The organism is Leucobacter musarum subsp. musarum, from assembly GCF_001273845.1.
Classification (GTDB): domain Bacteria; phylum Actinomycetota; class Actinomycetes; order Actinomycetales; family Microbacteriaceae; genus Leucobacter; species Leucobacter musarum.
In genome coordinates this window covers 156,759-177,479 of record NZ_JHBW01000064.1, presented here as the reverse complement: position 1 = coordinate 177,479, position 20,721 = coordinate 156,759, and the positions used below count along the sequence as shown (strand labels likewise).

Sequence of the window (20,721 nt, the reverse complement as noted above, 5' to 3'; positions counted from 1 at the left end):
TCAACCTCCCGGGCACTCGCAGGAACTCCCGCTGTAACACTGGCACGGCGGCGGCCGGAAGTCGGACGCAGAGACGGTCGTACGAACGTCGAGCCGAGCGAGGGGGACGAGATCCACCGTCTGCCCGTCGTTGGAGTTGTCGGCCACGGGGAGTCCTCGCGATGACGGGCACGCTGCGTCTTCCGTAATGATGACCGCCTCATCGACGGGAGGGCGCAGCGCGAAGCACAGGCCCTCGGTGCGAGTTGTCGACGTCAGGTAATCGCCGGCCTTGCCGGCATCAACGACCGTGAAGGTGAGGACCGCGTTCCGGGGCGACGCATCGGTGCCCAGGAGCGCGGCCTCCCCCGACCCGACCTCGATCGCGGTACCGGCGGCGACGCGTCGCGCATCGGTGATCGGCGAGACGCCGCCTGCAAGCATCGCGTCGACCGCACCATCGACGTCTGCGGCGAGCGCGTCTCGGTGATCCCACACCGCGCCCTGCGTCTCGGTAATGGTCTGCGCAAGCCTTGTCTCCGCGGCAGTTCGCGCCTGCTGCCCCGCAATGACCGTGCACCCCGAGGTCAGCAGCATCGCGCCCGCGATGGCGACGCAAGCGAAGCTCCGGATCGCCCCCTCGCGTGACCGGCTTCTCGTTCGATGCCGCATCGTGCCCCCTCTACCCCGCGTTTCACGCAAGAGTAGCTACTCCGTGTACGCGCAGACACATGAGAGAGATTCGCTTCGTCGCGCCGAACCCGGGCGGTTGACCGAATACGCTCAGGGGGGTGGACCTAACACACGGGAGCGACGAATCGTGAATTCGCCGCAAGACGCTGACCGGTATGCGGCGAACGCACGCGGCGTCCCCCCGCGCGTGCTCGCCGAGATCGCCGCCCGCCGCTGGGATCTGCACGCCGAGATCGCCGCGAACCCGGGCGCATACCCCGAACTGATCCAGTGGATGCGCGCCGTGAATCCGGCAGCATTCGCGTACGCGCCGATGCCGCCGGCTTCACCAGTGGGTTCGATAGGTGCGGCGGGTTCGGCGGGCACGGCGGGCTCGCCGATCCCGCTGCGTGCGCCATCGTGGCCCCAGTCGCCTCCCGCGCCCCGGCGACGCGGCGGCGCCGGTTGGTGGTTCGCTGGTTGCGGGTGCCTGGTCGTCGCGGTGATCGCGATCATCGTGCTCGTTGCCGCGCTCGGCTGGGGTGCCGCGGTCTCGACGCCCGATACTCGCGACGTTTCGCAGCCCCTCCCGTCACAGAGCGCTGCTCCCGACGCCCCGCAGGCCGCGCCGCCGACCTCGGACCCGGAGGTCGACGCGCAAATCTCCCAGTTCGAAGCCGACCGGCCGCGCATCATCGAGCTCGCCGCCCAACTGGAGGGCAACCCGGTCGCACCGCTCGTCGCCGACCTGCGCAACTTCAGGCTCGACGAGAAGCGCGCCGCCGACCCGACGATCGGCATCTACGAAGCCAAGCCCATCGCTGAGCGGGCCGCTGCGTTTCGTGCAGAGCTCGAACAGAGCGTGGCCGCTGCCGAGGCACGCCGCTCAAATGCGTCGGGATCACTGACGGAGGGCATCGTCGATGCGGCGGGCAACGGCTTCATCGACGTGCAGTACGACGCTGTGACGGCCTGCTTGAGCGAGCCGCGGCCAGGCAAGGAGAACATCGGCTGCGTGCTCGCGGCTCAACCGCTCACGGTGCACCTGTTGCCCGAGGCCGAGGTCGGCAGCGAGTGGATGAACCTGATGCTGGTCACCCACGAACTCGCGCACGTGTATCAACGGGCTGACGACCAGGGTGCCGAAGACTACTCGGGCGCCTACAACGATCTGCTCGCGCAGGGCCTGTTCCAGGGCAGCAAAGAAGTCATGGCCGACTGCTACGCGCTCACCTATTACGACCAGTGGTCATTGAGTAACGGCTCTGAGAGCCTCGGCTACGGGTACGTCTGCGACGCCGCCGAGCGACAGGCGATTCGCGACTGGGCGGTCAACCTGAACGTGCCGCTCTGAGCGTTCGTGCTGCGACGCTGCGACGACATCGCGGACTAGCCTGAGTTGCATGGAGATGTCACTCAGTGGCCGAATGGGCGGCCCCGAAGCAGGTCGGTTCCACGCGTCGCTGGTGCAGTTGCGGCAACGCGGCAAGGAGGCGCTCGCGTCGCTCGAGGTGTCAGGGGGTTGAGACCTGCGAAATCGCGGTCTGGATCAGCGGAAGCCTGACCGACTACGCGTCAGGGGCTGCTGATACCGGCACCTCATCGAACTCGACACACTCATCGATGAAGCACTTCTCTCGTGACTCGCGTCTGACGGTGAACATCGTGGTCGGGCGTTCCACCGTCGAGCGCGTCGCGGATGGCGGCGAGGCGGCCGCACTCGCTGAATGGATCTCTACGGGGTTCGACGACGCTCACCGGCCCCGAAGCGTGCAGAAGCTCGACCTCACGCCGCTCGCAGCGTCACTCCGCAGCGCGGTGGGCGGCGCCGGCTGAGCGCAGCTCGCATCCCGCGCCCCGCACCTCGCCCCCGCCACTCGCACCTCGTACAGCGCATCGAACGCACCCTTTTTCTTCGAGTGCACCAGCGCTTCAAGCATGCACTCGAGCAAAACCGGTGCGCTCGGCGCGCGCCATACGAGTGAATGCGACTCACAACGCTGATGAGCCATCAGGCTCAATTCAGTGTCTGCGCGGCGAAGCCTCAGCGAACCTGACCGTTCCCGCAGACCTCGGAATGTCTCCAAACCGATCACGGCAATGCTCCGAACCCCGCATGTGACCAACCCGGCACATCACCGTGAAACGAGGAGCAGCACAATGAAGCAGTCGACCCGCACCTTTGCCAGCGCCGCCACCGCAGCAGCGATCTCGATCGGCGCACTCACCGTCACGGCCCTTCCCGCGAGCGCGGTTGAGCCAGCGCAGTCCGCGCAAACCCCCGTGGTGGCACCCGCCACCACGGCGAGCGCCCAGGGTGCACTGATCGACGGCCCCCTCATCGATGGCCCGCTCATCGACATCGGCGGCATCCTCAACTTCCTGCAGATCGGCCAGTTCCAGTAACGCTGCACTGACGAACGGCGTCACGCCGTAAGCCGAGATGCAGACGAGGCGCCGAACTCGATATCGGCGCCAGTACAGGAGCGCCCAGTGACCGAAAACCGCCCGCCCTTCGCCCCGGATGCTCGCGCTCGCGCGCACGGATCCTCGAGTATCGAGCTCACCGCCGCTCAGCGCGGCATCTGGTACGCCCAGCAGCTCGATCCCGAGAACCCCAGCTACCAGATCGGGCAGTACCTCGATCTGCGGGGACCGATCGACGAGCGTCTGCTGCGCATTGCACTCACGAAGACGGTCGCTGATCTCGACGCGATGAGTCTCCGCATCCGCGACGACGGTGCGGGCCCGTTCGGCGTCATCGATCGGCCGTCGCCCACTGCGAATCTGCTCGAGACCGTCGATCTGCGTGACCGCGGCGAGGGCGATGCTCGGGCTGCGGCGCTCGACCGCATGGACTCGGAACTCGCGACGGCTCGCGACATTGTCGGGGGCGACCTCTTCGCCACGGTCCTGTTCCGGATCGCCGACGAGCGTTGGCTCCTCTTCCAGCGCGTGCACCACGTACTCTTGGACGGCTATTCGGCGGTCATCGGTCTGCGGTATCTCGCGGGCGCGTACTCACGGCTCGTGAAAAGTGCGCCGGGCGGCGTCCTCGGGGCGGTGCTGTCAGCCCCGATTTCGTATCTCGCGGCGCGCACCGCTTCTCCGCTGCCGAGCCTCGCCGAGCTCCAGACCCACCTTGAGGAGTACCGCAACTCCGCGCAGTTCACGACGGATGCGGAGTACTGGCGCGGTCAGTTCGCTGCCGACACGGAGGTGACCGGCCTCGAGGGGACCGCGAGCCGCGTGGCTCGTCGTGTGGAGCGGGCCTCGGTTCCGATCCCCGATGCCGACGCCGTGCGCCTTCGCGCGCTCGGACGCGACATGCCGAAGACCGCGGTCGGGTTGGTCGCGCTCTACCTCTCGAAGATGACGGGGCAGTCGGAAGTCTCGCTCGGCCTCCCGGTGACGGCACGGCGGGGGCCGATCGCGAAGCAGACGCCGTCGATGCTCTCGAGCATCCTTCCGCTCCGCGTCGATGTCTCGGCGAACCAGAATCTTGCCGAGGTCATCGTGAGCGCCGGCGACGCTGTGCGCGGAGCGGTCGCCCACCAGCAGTTCCCCATCGGTGAGCTCGCGCCTGGGCACGGCGCCACCGGCCCCTCCGTCAACCTGCTTCCCGTCATCGACGATCTCACCTTCGGCCGCGCCCGAGGCACCGTCACGATCCTGTCGACCGGACCCGTGCGTGATCTGTCCGTCGTGATCTCGGGCCTGACGAGCGACGCCGCGGAACCCACACTGCAGCTCGAGGGCGACGCGGATCTCTACTCCGCGCGCATGCTCGCCGAGCACGCCGCACGCCTCCTCGAACTGCTCACTCAGGTGCTCGATGAGCCGGCTTCCACGGCGGTCACCGACGCGACGGTGGTCGGCGAGGCAGAGGCGACGCGCTTGCTCGCGCGCGGTGCCGGCGCCGAGATTCCCATCGGCCAGGAGTCTGTGCTGACCGCGTTCGCCGACATCGCGGAGGTGCGCGGGGCAGCTCCTGCGGTGTTCGCCGCCGACGGTTCGCTGTCATTCGCCGAGGTGCAGGATCTCTCTTCGCGCCTCGCTCACGTGCTCGTCGACCGAGGGGTCGGCGCGGGCAGCACCGTGGCCGTGCGCATTGAACGCAGCAAGTACCTGCCCGTGCTGGTGCTCGCCGCGCTGAAAGCGGGGGGCGTATACATGCCGCTTGACCCTGAATACCCGATCGACCGCGTCAGCAACATGATCGAAGACGCGTCCCCGGAACTGTTGCTCACCAGCCCCGGCCAGGCTGAGCGCGATCACGCCTCGGGCGCGAACTGGACGGTACCGACACTCATCATCGATGAGACCGCCGCCGCCGAGTGGCCGGCGGTGGCTGCGGGCTATGCGCAGCTCCCCATTCCCCCCGCCACCGACCTCGCCTATGTGGTCTTCACCTCGGGCAGCACCGGTCGACCAAAAGGCGTCGGCGTGGAACGGCTCGCGCTGCGCAACCTGTTCGAGCACCACCGCGCAGAGATGTTCGATCCTGCGCAGGCACGTCTCGGTCGCCCCGCCCGCGTGGCGCACACCGCCGGGCTCTCGTTCGATGCGGCGTGGGATCCGCTGCTGTGGCTCTTCGCCGGCCACGAACTGCACCTCGTCGACGACGACGTGCGTCGCGACCCGCAGCGCCTCGCGATCTTCCTGGCGGAGCACGAGATCGATTCGATCGAGACCACCCCGTCGTTCGCGGAAGCACTCATCGCGGCGGGCCTCTTCACGCAGCGCCGGTATCCGACCGAGATCGCACTCGGCGGCGAGGCGGTCGGCCCCGAACTGTGGAAGGCGCTCGCCGCGCGCAGCGACGTGTACGCCGTCAATCTGTACGGCCCGACCGAGACGACGGTCGACAGCCTGATCGCCCCGATCACCGAGGGTCGCGATCCGCACCTCGGCACGTCGGTGCGCAACACGCGCCACTATCTGCTGGACGCCGCGCTGTCGCCCGTTCCCGACGGCGCCGTTGGCGAGCTCTATCTCGCGGGGGCAAATGTCGCAGCAGGCTACATCGGGCAGCCGGGCCTGAGCGCAGAGCGATTTCTCGCCGACCCGTTCACCGCAGACGGCACACGTATGTATCGCACGGGTGATGTGGTGCGCCGCCGCCGCAATGGCTCCCTCCGTTTCCTCGGACGCATCGATGAGCAGGTCAAGATCCGCGGGTACCGCGTCGAACTCTCGGAGGTCGAGTCGGCCCTGCGCCGGTGCGATGGGGTGACGGGCGCCGCCGCGGTGGTGCAGGGCTCTGGTGCATCGGCTCGAATCATAGGATACGTCACCGGCGATGCCGATCTGAGCGGTCTGGGGGCGCGCGTCAAGACGGCGCTCACCGCCGAACTCCCGGCCTACATGGTGCCGGGAAGCGTCCTGGCGCTCGCCGAGCTCCCGCTGACGCCCAACGGCAAGCTCGATCGACGCGCATTGCCCAAGCCGTCTGCGGTCGCCGCGGATCGCGTGCAGCAGCCGCGCACTCCCGAGGAACGCATTGTCGTCGAAGCATTCGCCGACGTTCTCGGGGTGCCGTCAATCGGTATCGGTGAAGATTTCTTCGCCGCCGGAGGCCACTCACTGCTCGCCACGCAGCTGGCGTCGCTGCTGACCGAGCGCCTCGAGCGCCAGGTCACGGTACGCGACGTTTTCGAGCGCCCGACCCCCGCCGAGCTTGCCGATCTCGCCGCGACTTCCGCAGCGACGGCGACCGCGCTCCCGTTGCAGCCCATGGCGCACGGCGCGCTTCTTGCCGTGTCGCCGACGCAGCGACGCCTCTGGTTCCTGAACTCCCTCGATCCGACCTCGAGCGCCTACAACATTCCGATCGTGCTGCACCTTGAGGGCGATCTCGATGAGGGTGCCCTCCGCGCTGCACTCCGCGACGTTGTCGCGCGTCATGAACCGCTGCGCACGGTATTCCCCTATGTCGATGGCGAACCGCAGCAGCACATCCTCGACACGGAGGCCGGAGGGTCGACGCTGATCGCCGTTGACGTTCCGGCCGAGCGACTCGATGCGATCCTGCGCGAAGAGACGTTGCGCCCGTTCGCCGTCACCACCGAGGTGCCGCTGCGCGCCGTGCTGCTGCGCACGTCGCCGACGCGCCGCACACTCGTCGTCACCATGCACCACATCGCCGCCGACGGTTGGTCGCTCGCCCCGTTCGCTGCTGACCTGTCGCAGGCGTACCGGGAGCACGCAGCCGGTGGTGACGCGCTCACCGAACTGCCGGTCAGCTACGCCGATTACACGCTGTGGCAGCGCGCGTCACTCGGCTCACCCGAAGACCCGGAGAGCGCGATCAGCGCGCAGCTCGACTACTGGCGTCGCGCCCTCGCCGACGCTCCTGAAGAGATCGAGTTGCCGCGGGATCGCCCGCGCGGTCATGCGCCGAGCGATATCGGGCACCTCGCGTTCGAAATCGACACCGAGCGTCATGCCCAGCTGCGCGCCGCAGCTCAGAAGCACCGCACGAGCCTGTTCATCCTGCTGCACGCAGCGGTCGCGGCGGCACTCGGCCAGCACGGTGCCGGCACAGACATCGTGATCGGTACCCCGGTCGCCGGGCGCAGCGACCCGCAGCTGAACGATCTCGTCGGCTTCTTCGTGAACACGGTGCCGCTGCGCACCTCGCTGAGCGGCAATCCGACGCTCGACGAGCTCATCGAGCGTGTGCGCGCCAGCAACACCGAGGCGTACGCTCACCAAGACGTGCCGTTCGATGCGATCGTCGATGCGCTGCGCCCGTCGCGAGTGGCGGATCGGCACCCCGTGTTCCAGGTGTTGCTCACCCTGCAGAACACCGCGCCCGCACGTCTCGATCTCGACGGGGTTGAGGTCACGGTGCCCGGCCAGGTGACGAGCGCTGGCGTGAAGACCGACCTGATGCTCGACTTTGCGACGCCCGCGGGCGACGATGGCGCGCTGCATGCTGCGCTTGCCTACGACCGTGCCCTCTTCGATGAAGCCACCATCGCGGGCATGCGCGATTCCGTCGATCGCCTGCTTGCAGCGCTGGTCGAGCGGTCCGAGCGACGGCTCTCCGATATTGAGGCGATCGACGCTTCCGATCGCGAACGCATCACCCGGCAGTCGAGCGGCCCGACCCGAGATGTGTCGGGCACCGTGCTCGACGCGCTCGATGCGCAGGTCGGCGCGCACCCCGATGAGACCGCCCTCATCGACGATGCCGGATCGCTGACCTTCGCCGAGGCCGGCGCCCGCATCGATGCCGTCGCGCGAGCGCTGCTGTTGTCAGGGGTGCGCCACGGTGATCGTGTCGCGGTCGCGCTGTCTCGCTCGGCCGACGCCATCATCACGGTGCTTGCAGCGCAGCGCGCGGGTGCGGTCGCGGTTCCGGTCGATATCGACTACCCGGATGCGCGCGTCACGCAGATCTTGGAGGCCGCGGCACCCGAGCTGCTCATCGCGATCGACACGCTCCGTCTCGGTCCGCTCGCCGAGGCCGCCGGCACCGGTGTGGTCGACCCCGCGACGCTGCTGGAGCGCACCCGTCGAGCTGAGCCCGTGCCCGAGCTGCCGCAGGTGCGGGCCGAAGACGCCGCTTACCTCGTCTTTACCTCGGGCACGACCGGCACCCCCAAGGGCGTGCAAGTGCCGCACTCGGCGCTGATGAACGTGTTCGCACAGCACCTCGACGCGATGATCGAGCCGTTCCGCGCACAGATCGACGGCCGCGCTCCGCGTGTGCTGCACGTTGCCGGCCTCGGTTTCGACGCGGCGTGGGATCCGATCCTGTGGCTCGCTGCCGGGTCAACACTGGTCATGGCGAACGACGACACCCGACGCGACGCCGCGGCCCTCGTCGATGCGCTCGACACCTATGCGATCGATGTGCTCGAGACGACGCCGTCGTACGTGCGACAGCTCGTGAGCAGCGGCCTGCTCAACCGGGCGCAGGGGCGTGCCACCCCGCTGCTCATCGCGGTCGGTGGCGAGGCCATCTCGCCAGAGCTGTGGCAATCGCTCGCCGCGGACGACGCCATCGAGGCGTGGAACCTCTACGGACCGAGCGAGTTCACCGTCGACTCCGTCGTCGCACGCGTGCAGGGCGACGCGGGTGTGCGCATCGGCTATCCGATCACCAACGTGCGCGCACGGGTGCTCGACGAATACCTCCGCGAGGTTCCCGATGGAGTCACCGGTGAGTTGTACCTCTCCGGCGCATCCGAAGCCCACGGGTATCGTGGGCGCGCTGCCGAGACGGCGAGCGCGTTCATCGCCGACCCGAGCGGCACCGGATCGCGGATGTATCGCACCGGAGACCTCGTGCGGCGCCACCGCGACGGCTCCCTCGAGTACCTGCGGCGCGTCGACGATCAGATCAAACTGCGCGGGTATCGCATCGAGCTCGCGGATGTCGAGCGCGCGCTCGAACGCGCCGATGGGGTCACGGGTGCCGTGGCGCGCGTGGATACCCCGGCCGGCCCCGACAGCGCACGCATCGTCGCCTGGGTGGCGACTCCCGGCACACCCGATGACACCCGTTTGGGCGACCGCGTCCTCGCAACCGCCCGCGAGCAGCTGCCCGCCTACATGGTGCCGACGACGGTGCGCACGGTCGATCGCATTCCGCTGACGCCGAACGGCAAGGTCGATGTCGCAGCGCTCCCCGCCCCCGAATCTCATGGGCGATCCCGCGCCCCCGAGAGCGACGCGGAGCAGCTGATGTGCGCCGCGTTCGCGACGATCACCGGCGCGGATTCCGTGGGCGTGGACGACGATTTCTTCGCACTGGGAGGGCACTCGCTGCTCGCCGTCGCGCTCATCGGAGAGATCCGTGAGCGATTCGGCACGGCCCCCGCGGTGCGCGCCGTGTTCGACGCCCCCACTCCCGCGGGCCTGCTCGATCACACGCTGCAGTCGAACGATGATCGCGCGGCTGCTGACGCGGCGAGCGCTCCCAAGCCGCAAGTTGAACCGTTGTCTGCGTGGGTCGCGGCCCACCCGCGCGGCGACGACAGCGATGCTCCCGTCTCGCCGGGCCAGGCACGACTCTGGTTCGTGAATCGTCTCGACTCGACCTCGGGTGATTACAACGTCGTGCTGAGCGCCGAACTCGCAGGTGACCTCGATATCGACGCACTCTCCCAGGCGATGGACGATCTCGTCGCACGCCACGAGATCCTGCGCACCACGTACCCTGAGGTCGATGGTGCGCCCGTGCAGCGCGTGCATGCGGCGACTTCCGGAGTCCTACAGCACGGCCGTATCGACGCCTCGGCAGGTTTCGACCTGACGCGCGAGCTTCCCCTGCGCGCCAGTATCGAATTACTCGGGGCGCAGCGCTGGCGCCTGCAACTTGTCGTGCACCACATCGCGACCGACGGTGCGTCTCTCGCCCCGATGCTGCGCGACTTGGCCGCAGCCTACGCCGCGCACACGGGTGCCGCGTCGGCTGGCCTCACTCCGCTCCCCGGCCAATTCAGTGACTACGCCCGCCAGCTGGCAGCGACCCGCAATGCCGACCGCGAAGATGCCGATCTGCACGCCTGGGTCGAGCACCTGTCGGGCGCACCCGACGAGCTCGTGCTTCCCGCCGACGGCGCTCGCGAGCATCACGCGACGCAGCCGGCGGCGCAGGTCGCGTTCGCTGTACCGGCTCGCACGGCCGCTGCGCTCTCCTCGTTCGCCGCGGGCATTCGCGCGACCGATTTTCACGGGTGGTTGGGCGCGCTGAGCGCGTTCCTGATGCGCACCGGTGCGGGGTCAGATCTCGTGATCGGCACGCCGTCAGCCGGGCGGTCGGACCCCGACCTCGCGCCGCTCGTCGGGTTCTTCGTCAACACCTTGCCCGTGCGCCTGCAGCTCGGAGACGAGGCGTCGCTCGCCGACGCCGTCGCAACCGCGCGATCCGCAGCACTGTTCGGCATCGACCACGAGCACGTGCCGTTCGAGCGCATCGTCGAAGCAGTGGGGCCCGAGCGGGCGCTCGGTCGGCACCCGCTGTTTCAGACGCTGCTGACGGTGGAGCAGCCGCACGAGTTCGCCCTTGAGCTGCCCGGCGTCACCGTGACCCCCGAGGTCTCGGCGAGCACCGGTGCCGCAAAAGCGGACCTGTCGTTCACGCTGCGCCCCTCCGCGCCCGGGGCCGAAGTGCTCGGTACCCTCGAATTCAACTCTGCACTCTTCAGCGAGGCCGCGGCGCACGGGCTCGTTCAGCGCTTCGTCGCCTTCCTTGGGAGTGCAATCGACGCACCGGACGCACCGATCATGGCGACCGACATCGCGGGGACGCCTGCGCGCCTGCCGGCGTGGTCAAGCAACCGCGCGGAGTTGGGGAGCGCCGAATTGGCTAACGCTGACGCGAACACCGCACCGGTCAGCGTGCTCGACGCATTCGACGCCACCGTCGCGCGCGATGAATCGCACACCGCGCTGGTCACTGCCGAGGGCAGCCTGACGTTCGCAGAGCTCGCGCACCGCACCACCGAAATCACCGCAGGGCTTCGTGCGGCAGGCGTCGGCTCGGGCTCCGTGGTCGCCACCCGTCTGCCGCGGTCGTTCGACACCATTGCTGTGCTCCTCGGTATCTGGCGCGCGGGGGCTGTCGCGATGCCGATCGACCCCGAGTATCCGCCCGAGCGCGTCGAAGCCATGCTCGCCGCGGCAGATCCGGCACTCGTGATCGATGGAGATGTCGACGCGGCACTGCGCACTGCCGAGCGGGATCGGACCGCGCTCGAGCACACCGACCCGGCGCACCCGCGGGACGTGTCTCTCGACGACCCGGCATACCTCATTTTCACCTCGGGTACGACTGGCAAGCCCAAGGGCGTGCAGGTGCCGCACCGCGCGCTCGCGAGCCTGCTGCGCAGCCATCGGGCGACCCTGCTCCCCGATTCGGCACTGCGGCGAGCGCGGTTCGCGCACACGACGGGTGTCGGCTTCGACGCGGCGATGGATCCGGTGCTCTGGTTGGCCGAGGGCCACGAGGTTCACCTGATCGGCGATGAGACGCGCCGTGACCCTGAGGCGCTGTTGCAGTACTTCGCCGCGCAGCGCATCACAGCGTGGGAGACGACGCCGAGTTACGTCGAGGCGGTGAGCCGACAGACGAGGCTTGCCGAGTGGCTCGACGCCTGCGAGGCTGACGAGCCGTTCACGCTGCTGCTCGGCGGCGAGGCTGTCACCGACGGGATGTGGCAGTGGGCGCGCGAACGCCGCGCGCTGCAGGCGTGGAACCTCTACGGACCGACCGAGGTGGGCGTCGATTCGATGCTCGCCGATGTTGCAGCGGCTTCGCAGCCGACGCTGGGGTCGACCACCACGGACACGGTGGGCTACGTGCTCGACCGCGGGTTGCGCCCGGTGCCAGTCGGAAGCATTGGCGAGCTGTGGCTCGCAGGCCCGCAGCTCGCCCACGGGTATCTCGGCCGCGCGGCCGCAACCGCCGATCGGTTCGTGGCCGACCCCTTCGCGCGCGATGGCTCCCGCATGTACCGCACGGGCGATCTCGTGGCCGTGCGCGACCCGCAGAGTGATGAGACCGGCCGGGTGGTCTCGCTTGGCCGCAGTGATGCGCAGGTCAAGATTCGTGGCCACCGTGTCGAACCCGACGAACTACGGCTCGTGCTCGAGGCGCAGCCTGGTGTCGAGCGCGCCGTGGTACTTCCGGTGCCGCAGGGCGAGCAGACGGTGCTCGGCGCATGGGTCGTGACTGATCACTCTGACGATCTGAGCGCGCTCGAGAGTGCCCTGCGCGAGGCCGTGCAGGGTCGCATCCCTGAGTACATGGTGCCCTCGGCAATCGCGTTCATCGACCGCGTGCCGCTGACCCCGAATGGCAAGCTGGATCGCCAGGCCCTCCCTGAACTGCACGCCTCCGGCGGGGCCGGGCGCGCACCCGAGACGCCGGCAGAGGTTGCCGTGGCTGCCGCATTCGCCGAGGCGCTCGGCGTCGATGACGTGCGGGCCGACGACGCGTTCTTCGCGCTCGGCGGGCACTCATTCATCGCACAGCCCGTGATTCGCACGATCAACGCGGCGCTCGGGTCGATGCTTCCGGTGCAGGCCGTGTTCCAGGCCCCGACTGTGGCCGGTCTTGCTGCGCTCGCGGAACGCGGCGAGGGCGATATCGCTGCCAGCCTGCAGCCGATCCTGCCCTTGCGCCCAGTGAGCGAACCCGGCGCATCGCGCACCCCGCTGTTCGCTGTGCACCCGGCATCGGGCGTCTCCTGGAAATTCGCGGGTCTGCTCGCGCATCTCGACGCCTCACAGCCGCTGTACGGGCTGCAGTTGCCAGCGATCACTCCCGACGTTGAGGCGCTGTCGTTTAACGCGTTGCCTGAACTGCTCGACGAGTACGTCGCGGCGATGCGCTCCGTGCAGCCCGAAGGCCCCTACCGCCTGATCGGTTTCTCATTCGGCGGCCGGTTGGCGCAGCACCTCGCCGCGCACCTGCAATCGCAGGGTGCTGAGGTTGAACTTCTGGCGGTCCTCGATGCGTACCCCACCGAGCATTCGGCGATCGCGGGCGTCGACGGAGGTGACGCCATGTGGCGCGCTTTTCTCGATGCGAACGACGTGGCCGCGCCCGAGTTCGAGCTCGACGCGGCATCGACGCGGCGAGTGCTCGCCGATGCGGGCAACCCCGCCGCCGACATCCCCGACGAGTCGATCGAGCGCCTGGTGCACGGGTTCCTGCGTCTCGGGGCTCTGCTTGATGAGACGGCAGTGCCCACGTTCGCCGGTGATCTGCACGTGTTCGCAGCGACCGTCGATGTGCCGCGCGACCGGCCGACGCCGGAGGCATGGAAGCCATTCACCCGTGGCTCCGTGACGGCGAGCGACGTGCCTGCCCGACACTCCGCACTGCTGTCTGACGACGCCGTACGCGCATTCGCGCCGCAGCTCGAACGACTCATCGCGGATGCTCAGGCGCGTCGCGCAAACCGATCCGTAGAGGGTTCCGAAGCACCAGAGAGCCTCTGATTCACGCTTGGTGCCGGCCCGCCCGGCATCGCACCACACCCGACGGAGAGAGAAGAGTTCATCATGACCAACCCGTTCGATGACACGTCAGCCGACTTCCGAGTGCTCGTGAACGAGCTGCAGCAGCACTCGCTCTGGCCTGAGTTCGCCGATGTGCCCGCTGGATGGGTGTCCGTCTTCGGCCCCGCCCCGAAACCCGCCTGCCTCGATTACGTGACCGAGAACTGGGAGGACATCACTCCGGTTCGCGATCGCGACTTGGCGGTCTCGTGATTTCTGTTCGCGGGTTGAGCAAGCGGTTCGGGGCGTTCACGGCGCTCGACGACGTCAACCTGGAAGTACCCGCAGGCACGGTGCACGCGCTGCTCGGGCCGAACGGTGCCGGAAAGACGACGACCGTGCGCGTCGTCACAACCCTGCTCGAGCCGGACGCCGGAGAGGTGGAGGTGGCCGGGCACTCCGTGCGGCGCGACGCACACGGAGTGCGGGCAAGCCTCGGCGTCTCCGGGCAGTACGCGGCCGTCGACGAAAAACTCACCGGCGCCGAGAACCTCACGCTGGTGGGCGAGCTCTACGGCATGCGCCGACGCGATGCGCAGGAGCGGGCGGCCGAGCTGCTGCGAGATTTCAGGCTCGACGATCTGCCGCGCCAGAAACGAGCGGGCGAGTACTCGGGCGGCATGCGCCGTCGGCTCGACCTCGCGGGCGCCATCGTTGCTCGGCCCCCCGTAGTGATCTTGGATGAGCCGACCACCGGACTCGACCCGCGCGGACGACGCGACACGTGGGATGCGGTGCAGTCGCTGACGCAGGCCGGCACCACCGTGCTGCTGACGACGCAGTACCTCGAGGAGGCCGATCAGCTCGCCGATCGCATCTCCGTGATCGATGCCGGGCGCATCGTCGCCGAGGGCACCGCTCACGAACTGAAGCTGCGCGCCGGCGGCGCCGCGATCGATCTCGTGCTCGCCTCGGCCACCGATGGTGCACGCGCGGCGGAGCTCGCGAGCCGCACAGGTCTGCGCGTCGGAATCGATGAGCGCAGCACACGCTTGACCGCGTCTGCGCCCCGGGGCAGCTCCGACCTGGCCGCCGTGCTCGAGGCGCTGGCGAGCGCCGATATCGAAGTTGTCGAGGCCGCGCTGCGCCAGCCGACGCTCGACGAGGTCTTCCTCCAGCTCACCGGCACCACGCCCGCGACGGAGAACCCCTCAGCTGAACCGGCCCGCCACCCCGAGGAGGTCAGCCGATGAACGCCGTCACCGCAGCATTCCGCGATGGCGGCATCGTCGCACGCCGCAACGTCGTCAATGTGCGGCGCACCCCCGGGGCCCTCGTCACCGGCATCGCCCAGCCGATTATCTTCGTGCTGATTCTCGCCTTCGTCTTCGGCGGCGCTCTCGGCGGCGCCGATTACCGGCAGTTCTTGATCGGCGGCATTCTCGCGCAGACGCTCACGTTCAACTCGTCGTTCACCGCCGTATACCTCGCGAAAGACCTCCAATCGGGGCTCATCGACCGACTCCGCACGCTGCCGATGTCGCGAGTCGGGGTGATCCTCGGCCGCACCACCTCTGATCTCGTGACGAGCATCATCTCAATCGCCGTCATTCTGGTGTGCGGTGTCGCAATCGGGTGGCGTGTCGAAACCGGTGCGCTGCAGGTATTCACCGGGGTCGTGCTGCTGCTGCTGTTCGCATTCGCCACTTCATGGATCGGCGCCACCATTGCCCTCACCGCCCGCAGCGTCGAGGTGGCGCAGAGTCTCGGGCTGCTCTGGCTGTTTCCCGTGTGCTTCATTTCTGGGGCGTTCGTCTCAGCCGATATGCTTCCCGGGCCGCTGCGCGCCTTTGCGGAATGGAACCCGGTAACCGCTGTCGCCACCGCTATCCGCGAGCTCTTCGGCAACGGCGCCCCCGAGGGGTTCGCGGTCGCCGGCGGATGGCCCGCCGACCACGCCGTGCTCTACGCCTTCCTGTGCAGCATCGCGATCATCGCGATCTTTGCACCGATCGCCGTCGGCCAGTATCGGCGCATCAGCCGCCGATGATCGAGCTGCTGAGCGCGCGAGTCAGTGAGGTGCTCGCGGGCGCTCAGGCGTGCGCGAGCGCGAAGGATCACCAAGCCGCCGCACGCCGCCGCACACTTGAGTTGCAACGTCGCACGCTCGCCGGGCGCGCGGCGCTGCGGCTGCTGGTCGCTCGGTGCCTGGGCGTCTCAACCGACGACGCAAGCGAGTTGCCGATCGATCGCACGTGCCTCGACTGCGACGAGCCGCACGGGCGACCGACGATGAGCGGGCTGCCGCTCAGCTCGTCGACGAGCGGCGACCACGTGCTCGTCGCAGTCGCTGCGGATGACGAAGCATCTGCCTACCCGGTCGATTTGGGCGTCGATGTCGAGGTGATCCCGCACCAGCTCTGGCCCGGGTTCGATGAGTATGCATTGCACCCGAGCGAGCGCGACGGGCTGCCCGACATCGATTCGCCAGTCGGGGTGGCAGCGCGTGTCAGTCTGTGGACGCAGAAGGAAGCGGTGCTGAAGGCCACCGGCGACGGGTTGCGCGTTTCACCGGCCACGGTGCACTTCGGTGAGGCGAGCCCTGTGGGCGCGACATCGGCCACTCCCTGGCGTCGCGCACATGGCGCGGAGGGGGGTGGCTCAGCTGCGGCTGTTCGATCGATCTCCGTGCGCACACTGATGCTGGGCGAGGCCACGCGCGCCGCCGTCGCCACCTCGGGCCTTCAGCGCTGCAGACTCTGGACGCTCGAGCAGCTCGCAGCTCCCACCCCCTCCTTCTCCTCCACCTCCACCTAGACCCCCCACCCCACCTCGGCCTCGACCTCGACGTCGACCTCGAAAGCACCATTTTCTGTCGAGTGCACCCACACATCGGGCGTGCACTCGAACGAAACTGGTGCGCTCGGGTAGCTGCATGCGGGGCGCGGCGCTGGGCGGGTGATTTGACGCGCTCCGACTAAGCCAGGCTAGGCTAACCTTCATCGGAGGAATACTCCGAGTGTTCTGATGGAGTTGTTATGCCCGCCACACCCCGTGCCGTTCGCGTCGAGATGCACGATCTGCGCGTGCGCACCCTGTTCGTTACGAAGACCGAGCGCCTCGGGCCGCGCATGCAGCGCTTCACGCTGAACGGCGAACAGCTCGAGCCCGATTTTCCGGCACCCGCGTTCGCGGCCGCCGATCACGTCAAGATCGTGTTGCCCGACCCGCAGAGCGGCGAGGTGGCGGTGCCCGGCCTCTCCGATGATGGCCGGCTCGTGAGACTGCAGGAGATCCCGACGCCCGTGCGGGATTACACCGTGCGCGCCGTGAGCCCAGACGGGCTCGTTATCGATTTCGTGCTGCACGAGCATGGCCCCGCGGGCAGCTGGGCTGCAGAAGCAGCGGTGGGATCGCCGCTCGGCGTCCTGGGCCCGCGCGGCTCGCACATCTACCCCGACGGCTACGCGCACTACGTGCTGATCGCCGACGAAACCGCACTCCCCGCCGTCGGCCGATGGCTCGATGAGCCGGGTTGGGCCGCGCGAGTCGACGTGCATGCCCTGGTGCAGAGCGCTGACGAATACCCGCTGCCGCCGCGCACCCACACCACCGTCACGCACCACGTGCACCCGCTGGGTCGCACCCGCGCAACCGTGCTCGAGCAACTCGTCCGCGACCTCGAACTCACCGACGACACGTTCGTCTGGGCGGCCGGCGAGGCCGACAGCCTGAAGCCCCTCCGTCGCGCCTTGAAAGCACGCGGCTTGCACCGCGACCAGTACGAGGTCGACGGCTATTGGCGGCAGGGCACCGCGAATCTCGACCATCACATCGTCGACGACGACGACTGAGCACCACCCGCAGTACACCCCAGAGAAAGTCGACGAATGAAGCGAACACCCCTGTCCATCGCCGCCCTGCTGACCGCCGCAGCACTCACGCTGACCGGCTGCTCGACCTCGGCGTCTTCGAACGCCGACACCGACGCTCCCGCCGCTGCGTCAGAGGGCGAATGGCCGCGCACCATCGAGCATGAGGCCGGCAGCACGGTCATCCCTGAGATGCCCGAGAACATCGTGTCGACCTCGATCACACTGACGGGCAGCCTGCTCGCGATTGACGCGCCGGTCACGGCGACCGCCACCACGACCCCGAGCGAGATCACGGATGCCGATGGCTTCTTCAGCCAGTGGGCGGATGTCGCATCTGAGCGCGGCGTCGAATCGCTCTACCCCAACCTTGAGTTCGACGAGGAGGCCGTATTGGCGGCCGATCCCGATTTGATCATCGTCTCGGCGAGCGGGGCAGACTCCACGGTCGATCAGTACGACGCGCTCTCGGCGATCGCGCCGACGATCGTGCTGAACTACGGCGATAAGACGTGGCAAGACCTCGCGGCCGAACTCGGCGAGGCCACGGGCCACGAAGACGACGCGACTGCCGTCGTGCAGGGCTTCGACGATCGCGTCGCCGAGGTCGCCGACGAAATCACCGTGCCCGAGGGCACCGCGAACGCCATCGTGTGGAACGGCACCGAGAACCCCACGGCATTCGCCAAGCCCGGCAGCTCGCATGCCGACCTGCTCGAATCGCTTGGCTTCTCGATCGAGGGAGCGTCTGACGACCTCGACACGAGCGAGCAGGCGCGCGACGACTTCGCATTCCTGGCGGTCGAGAACGTCACGAGCGCACTGACCGGCGAGGTCGTGTTCCTGATCTCGGGAGGCGACTCGAGCGAGGCTGACCTCTTGAGCACGCCGGTGCTCGCTACCGCTCCGGCGATCGCCGCCAAGCAGGTCTACCCGCTCGGCCCGGATTCGTTCCGCATCGACTACTACAGCGCGTCCGAGATCGTCGACCTGGTCGCCGCCGACTTCGCGTGACCAGTAGCACCACCGCCCCGTCGGCCTCGCGCCGGCGGGGCGCCCCGCGCGAGACAGCAGGTGTTCGCCGGGAGCCGGGCACCGCACTCTCCGGTCGCGCGGGCGGCCCATCGGTCTCCGCCTCGACCGGACGATCGCGACGCCGCAAGTTGATTCTCGCGTTGGCCGTCGGCGTCGGCGCGCTCGCAGTACTCGCGGTGCTGAGCGTGTTCGTCGGCACCCGTGCACTCGCCCCGAGCGAGGTCTGGCAGGCGATCATCGCACATGACCCCACCAACGGAGTGCACCTGGTCGTCACGGAGTTGCGTCTGCCGCGCACGGCACTGGCGATTCTCGTGGGCGCCGCCCTGGGGGTCGCGGGCACGATCATGCAGGCGCTGACCCGCAATCCGCTCGCAGAGCCCGGCATTCTGGGTGTGAACGCGGGCGCGGCAGCGGCGACCGCGACGGGCATCGGTCTGTTCGGCGGATCCCTCGGCACGTTCGGTCTGATCGGGTTCTCCTTTCTGGGCGCGGCGCTCGCCTCTGTCGCCGTGGCGGGCCTCGGCGGCATCTTCCGCCGAGGCGCAGACCCGGTGCGGCTGGTGCTTGCCGGTGCAGCGCTCGCTGTGACGCTCGGCGCATACACCCAAGCGCTGCTCATCAACTTCCCCGAGGTGTTCGACACGTTCCGGCACTGGGCGGTCGGCTCGGTGCAGGGCCGCGACGGCACCCTCGTGCTTCCGGCAACCCTGCTGATCGTGCCCGCGATCATCGTCGCCGCACTGCTCGGCCGTCAGTTCAACGCGACCGCGCTCGGCAGCGATCTCGGTCGAACGCTCGGTGCCGATCCGCGTCGCACCCTGTGGGCCGGAGCCGTGCTGCTGGTGCTGCTCGCGGGAACCGCGACCGCGGTCGCGGGGCCGATCGCCTTCGTCGGTCTCACCGCACCACTCGCCGTGCGATTGCTCGTGGGCCCCGACTATCGCTGGATTATTCCGCTGTCAGCCGTCTATGCGGCGGTGCTCGTGATCGGCGCCGACATCATCGGCCGAATTCTGCTGCCACCCACCGAATTGGAGACCTCGATCGTGACCGCACTGATCGGTGCACCCGTGTTCATCTTGCTCGCCCGCCGTCGACGGCTGATGCGCCTGTGAACGCGACGCCCACCGCACTGCCGACCAGTGGAGCGAGACGCTCCCCCGCGATGAGCAGCTGGCGCAGCCGCGGCGACTCCGTGTCGCTGCGCTGGCACCGACGCACCCTGCGGGTGACCATCCTGCTCGCGCTGTGCCTGGTGCCATTGGGCGTTGCCGTGATGATGACCGGCACCTTCACGGTCGACTGGGGTGCGTTCTGGGCGGCGGTTACCGGAGAGGGCGACCCCAAGGTGATCCGCGTGCTCGAGGGAATTCGCCTGCCGAGGTACGTCGGCGGCATCGTCGTCGGCGCGGCCCTCGGGCTGAGCGGCGCGGTCTTCCAGACCATCTCGCGCAACCCACTCGGCTCTCCCGACATCATCGGTTTCGTCACGGGTGCGGCCACCGGTGCGATCGTCGCCATCCTGGTCTTCGAAGCCCCCAGCCTCATGGTCTCGGCAGCCGCGGTCGTCTCCGGCGTCTTCACCGCGGTGATCGTCGCGCTCCTGACCGCTGGCCGTCGCGGCCAGGCATCGGCGGGCGGATACCGCCTGATTCTCGTCGGCATCGGCGTCGGCGCGTTGCTGGCGGCCCTCAACGACCTCCTCCTCACCCGCAGCCAGCGCGACGACGCCATCGCGGCGCAGATCTGGCTCGTCGGCACGCTCAACGCGCGGGGGTGGGACGAGGTACTGCCCACGGTGATCGCGGTGGTCGTGCTGGTGCCGATCCTGCTCGTCTCACGACACGGGCTCGCGGCGCTCGAACTCGGCGACGACATGGCCCGCCAAACCGGCGCGGCGGTGGGCGCCATCCGGTTGACCACCGTGGCAATTGCCGTCGCACTGGCGGCCTTCGCCACCGCCACGTCCGGCCCGATCTCGTTCGTGGCGCTGGCCGCACCGCAACTCATCGCGCGCATCTCCCGCTCGCCCTCCCTTCCGCTGCTTGGTTCCGCGGTCATGGGTGCCATGCTGCTGGTCACCGCCGATCTGTTCTCGCAGTATCTGCCGTTCTCGCTCTCGGCGCCGGTCGGGCTCGTCACCGGTGTGCTGGGCGGCGGGTACCTGCTGTGGATGCTCTCGCGAGGGCGCTAGGTG

Annotated in this window: 14 protein-coding genes; 13 read left to right on the top strand and 1 reads right to left on the bottom strand. The window is 68.7% G+C overall.

Annotated features, from left to right (window positions below; genetic code table 11):
• Complete coding sequence (locus CH42_RS02770) at positions 1-651, bottom strand: hypothetical protein (protein WP_156322448.1); 651 nt, start codon at positions 649-651, stop codon at positions 1-3.
• A gap of 148 nt (positions 652-799) precedes the next feature.
• On the opposite strand from CH42_RS02770, the gene CH42_RS02765 reads away from it, so the two are divergent.
• From CH42_RS02765 to CH42_RS02710, 13 genes are all read left to right on the top strand, one after another.
• Positions 800-2,005, top strand: coding sequence for a variant leucine-rich repeat-containing protein (locus CH42_RS02765; protein WP_053351683.1), 1,206 nt, complete (start codon positions 800-802; stop codon positions 2,003-2,005).
• A 49-nt stretch (positions 2,006-2,054) separates the two neighbouring features.
• Positions 2,055-2,177 carry a hypothetical protein gene (locus CH42_RS17010; protein ID WP_275575606.1) on the top strand — a complete coding sequence of 41 codons (123 nt, stop codon included), beginning with the start codon at positions 2,055-2,057 and terminating at the stop codon, positions 2,175-2,177.
• A gap of 97 nt (positions 2,178-2,274) precedes the next feature.
• Positions 2,275-2,487 carry a hypothetical protein gene (locus CH42_RS02760; protein WP_053351682.1) on the top strand — a complete coding sequence of 71 codons (213 nt, stop codon included), beginning with the start codon at positions 2,275-2,277 and terminating at the stop codon, positions 2,485-2,487.
• A 324-nt stretch (positions 2,488-2,811) separates the two neighbouring features.
• A complete protein-coding gene (locus CH42_RS02755; protein WP_053351681.1) occupies positions 2,812-3,057 on the top strand; it encodes a hypothetical protein in 246 nt (81 codons plus the stop codon).
• An 87-nt stretch (positions 3,058-3,144) separates the two neighbouring features.
• Entirely contained in the window at positions 3,145-13,614 is a 10,470-nt protein-coding gene (locus CH42_RS02750; RefSeq protein ID WP_239683925.1) for a non-ribosomal peptide synthetase, read from the top strand.
• A 63-nt stretch (positions 13,615-13,677) separates the two neighbouring features.
• The gene (locus CH42_RS02745) at positions 13,678-13,887 is read left to right on the top strand and encodes an MbtH family protein (RefSeq protein ID WP_053351680.1); all 210 of its coding nucleotides are present in this window, start codon (positions 13,678-13,680) and stop codon (positions 13,885-13,887) included.
• Positions 13,884-14,867 carry an ATP-binding cassette domain-containing protein gene (locus CH42_RS02740; RefSeq protein ID WP_053351679.1) on the top strand — a complete coding sequence of 328 codons (984 nt, stop codon included), beginning with the start codon at positions 13,884-13,886 and terminating at the stop codon, positions 14,865-14,867. Before CH42_RS02745 ends, CH42_RS02740 begins: the two co-directional genes overlap by 4 nt.
• Entirely contained in the window at positions 14,864-15,664 is an 801-nt protein-coding gene (locus tag CH42_RS02735) for an ABC transporter permease (RefSeq protein WP_053351678.1), read from the top strand. Before CH42_RS02740 ends, CH42_RS02735 begins: the two co-directional genes overlap by 4 nt.
• Positions 15,661-16,431, top strand: coding sequence for a 4'-phosphopantetheinyl transferase family protein (locus CH42_RS02730; protein ID WP_053351677.1), 771 nt, complete (start codon positions 15,661-15,663; stop codon positions 16,429-16,431). Before CH42_RS02735 ends, CH42_RS02730 begins: the two co-directional genes overlap by 4 nt.
• Before the next feature lie 221 nt (positions 16,432-16,652).
• A complete protein-coding gene (locus tag CH42_RS02725; RefSeq protein ID WP_053351676.1) occupies positions 16,653-17,468 on the top strand; it encodes a siderophore-interacting protein in 816 nt (271 codons plus the stop codon).
• A 36-nt stretch (positions 17,469-17,504) separates the two neighbouring features.
• Positions 17,505-18,500: a Fe2+-enterobactin ABC transporter substrate-binding protein gene (gene fepB / locus CH42_RS02720; RefSeq protein ID WP_053351675.1), complete on the top strand. Its 996-nt coding sequence runs from the start codon at positions 17,505-17,507 to the stop codon at positions 18,498-18,500.
• Positions 18,497-19,639, top strand: a complete 1,143-nt coding sequence (locus CH42_RS02715) for a FecCD family ABC transporter permease (protein WP_204374514.1) — start codon at positions 18,497-18,499, stop codon at positions 19,637-19,639. The genes fepB and CH42_RS02715 overlap by 4 nt, the downstream gene beginning before the upstream one ends.
• 50 nt (positions 19,640-19,689) lie before the next feature.
• Positions 19,690-20,718 carry a FecCD family ABC transporter permease gene (locus CH42_RS02710; protein ID WP_053351673.1) on the top strand — a complete coding sequence of 343 codons (1,029 nt, stop codon included), beginning with the start codon at positions 19,690-19,692 and terminating at the stop codon, positions 20,716-20,718.
• Positions 20,719-20,721: the final 3 nt, after the last annotated feature.

Excerpts from the sequence above, each read along its gene's own strand:
- fepB (WP_053351675.1), top strand. The coding sequence starts at position 17,505 with ATGAAGCGAACACCCCTGTCCATCGCCGCCCTGCTGACCGCCGCAGCA.
- CH42_RS02745 (WP_053351680.1), top strand. The coding sequence starts at position 13,678 with ATGACCAACCCGTTCGATGACACGTCAGCCGACTTCCGAGTGCTCGTG.
- CH42_RS02710 (WP_053351673.1), top strand. The coding sequence starts at position 19,690 with ATGAGCAGCTGGCGCAGCCGCGGCGACTCCGTGTCGCTGCGCTGGCAC.
- CH42_RS02770 (WP_156322448.1), bottom strand. The coding sequence starts at position 651 with ATGCGGCATCGAACGAGAAGCCGGTCACGCGAGGGGGCGATCCGGAGC.
- CH42_RS02735 (WP_053351678.1), top strand. The coding sequence starts at position 14,864 with ATGAACGCCGTCACCGCAGCATTCCGCGATGGCGGCATCGTCGCACGC.
- CH42_RS17010 (WP_275575606.1), top strand. The coding sequence starts at position 2,055 with ATGGAGATGTCACTCAGTGGCCGAATGGGCGGCCCCGAAGCAGGTCGG.
- CH42_RS02760 (WP_053351682.1), top strand. The coding sequence starts at position 2,275 with ATGAAGCACTTCTCTCGTGACTCGCGTCTGACGGTGAACATCGTGGTC.
- CH42_RS02725 (WP_053351676.1), top strand. The coding sequence starts at position 16,653 with ATGCCCGCCACACCCCGTGCCGTTCGCGTCGAGATGCACGATCTGCGC.
- CH42_RS02730 (WP_053351677.1), top strand. The coding sequence starts at position 15,661 with ATGATCGAGCTGCTGAGCGCGCGAGTCAGTGAGGTGCTCGCGGGCGCT.
- CH42_RS02755 (WP_053351681.1), top strand. The coding sequence starts at position 2,812 with ATGAAGCAGTCGACCCGCACCTTTGCCAGCGCCGCCACCGCAGCAGCG.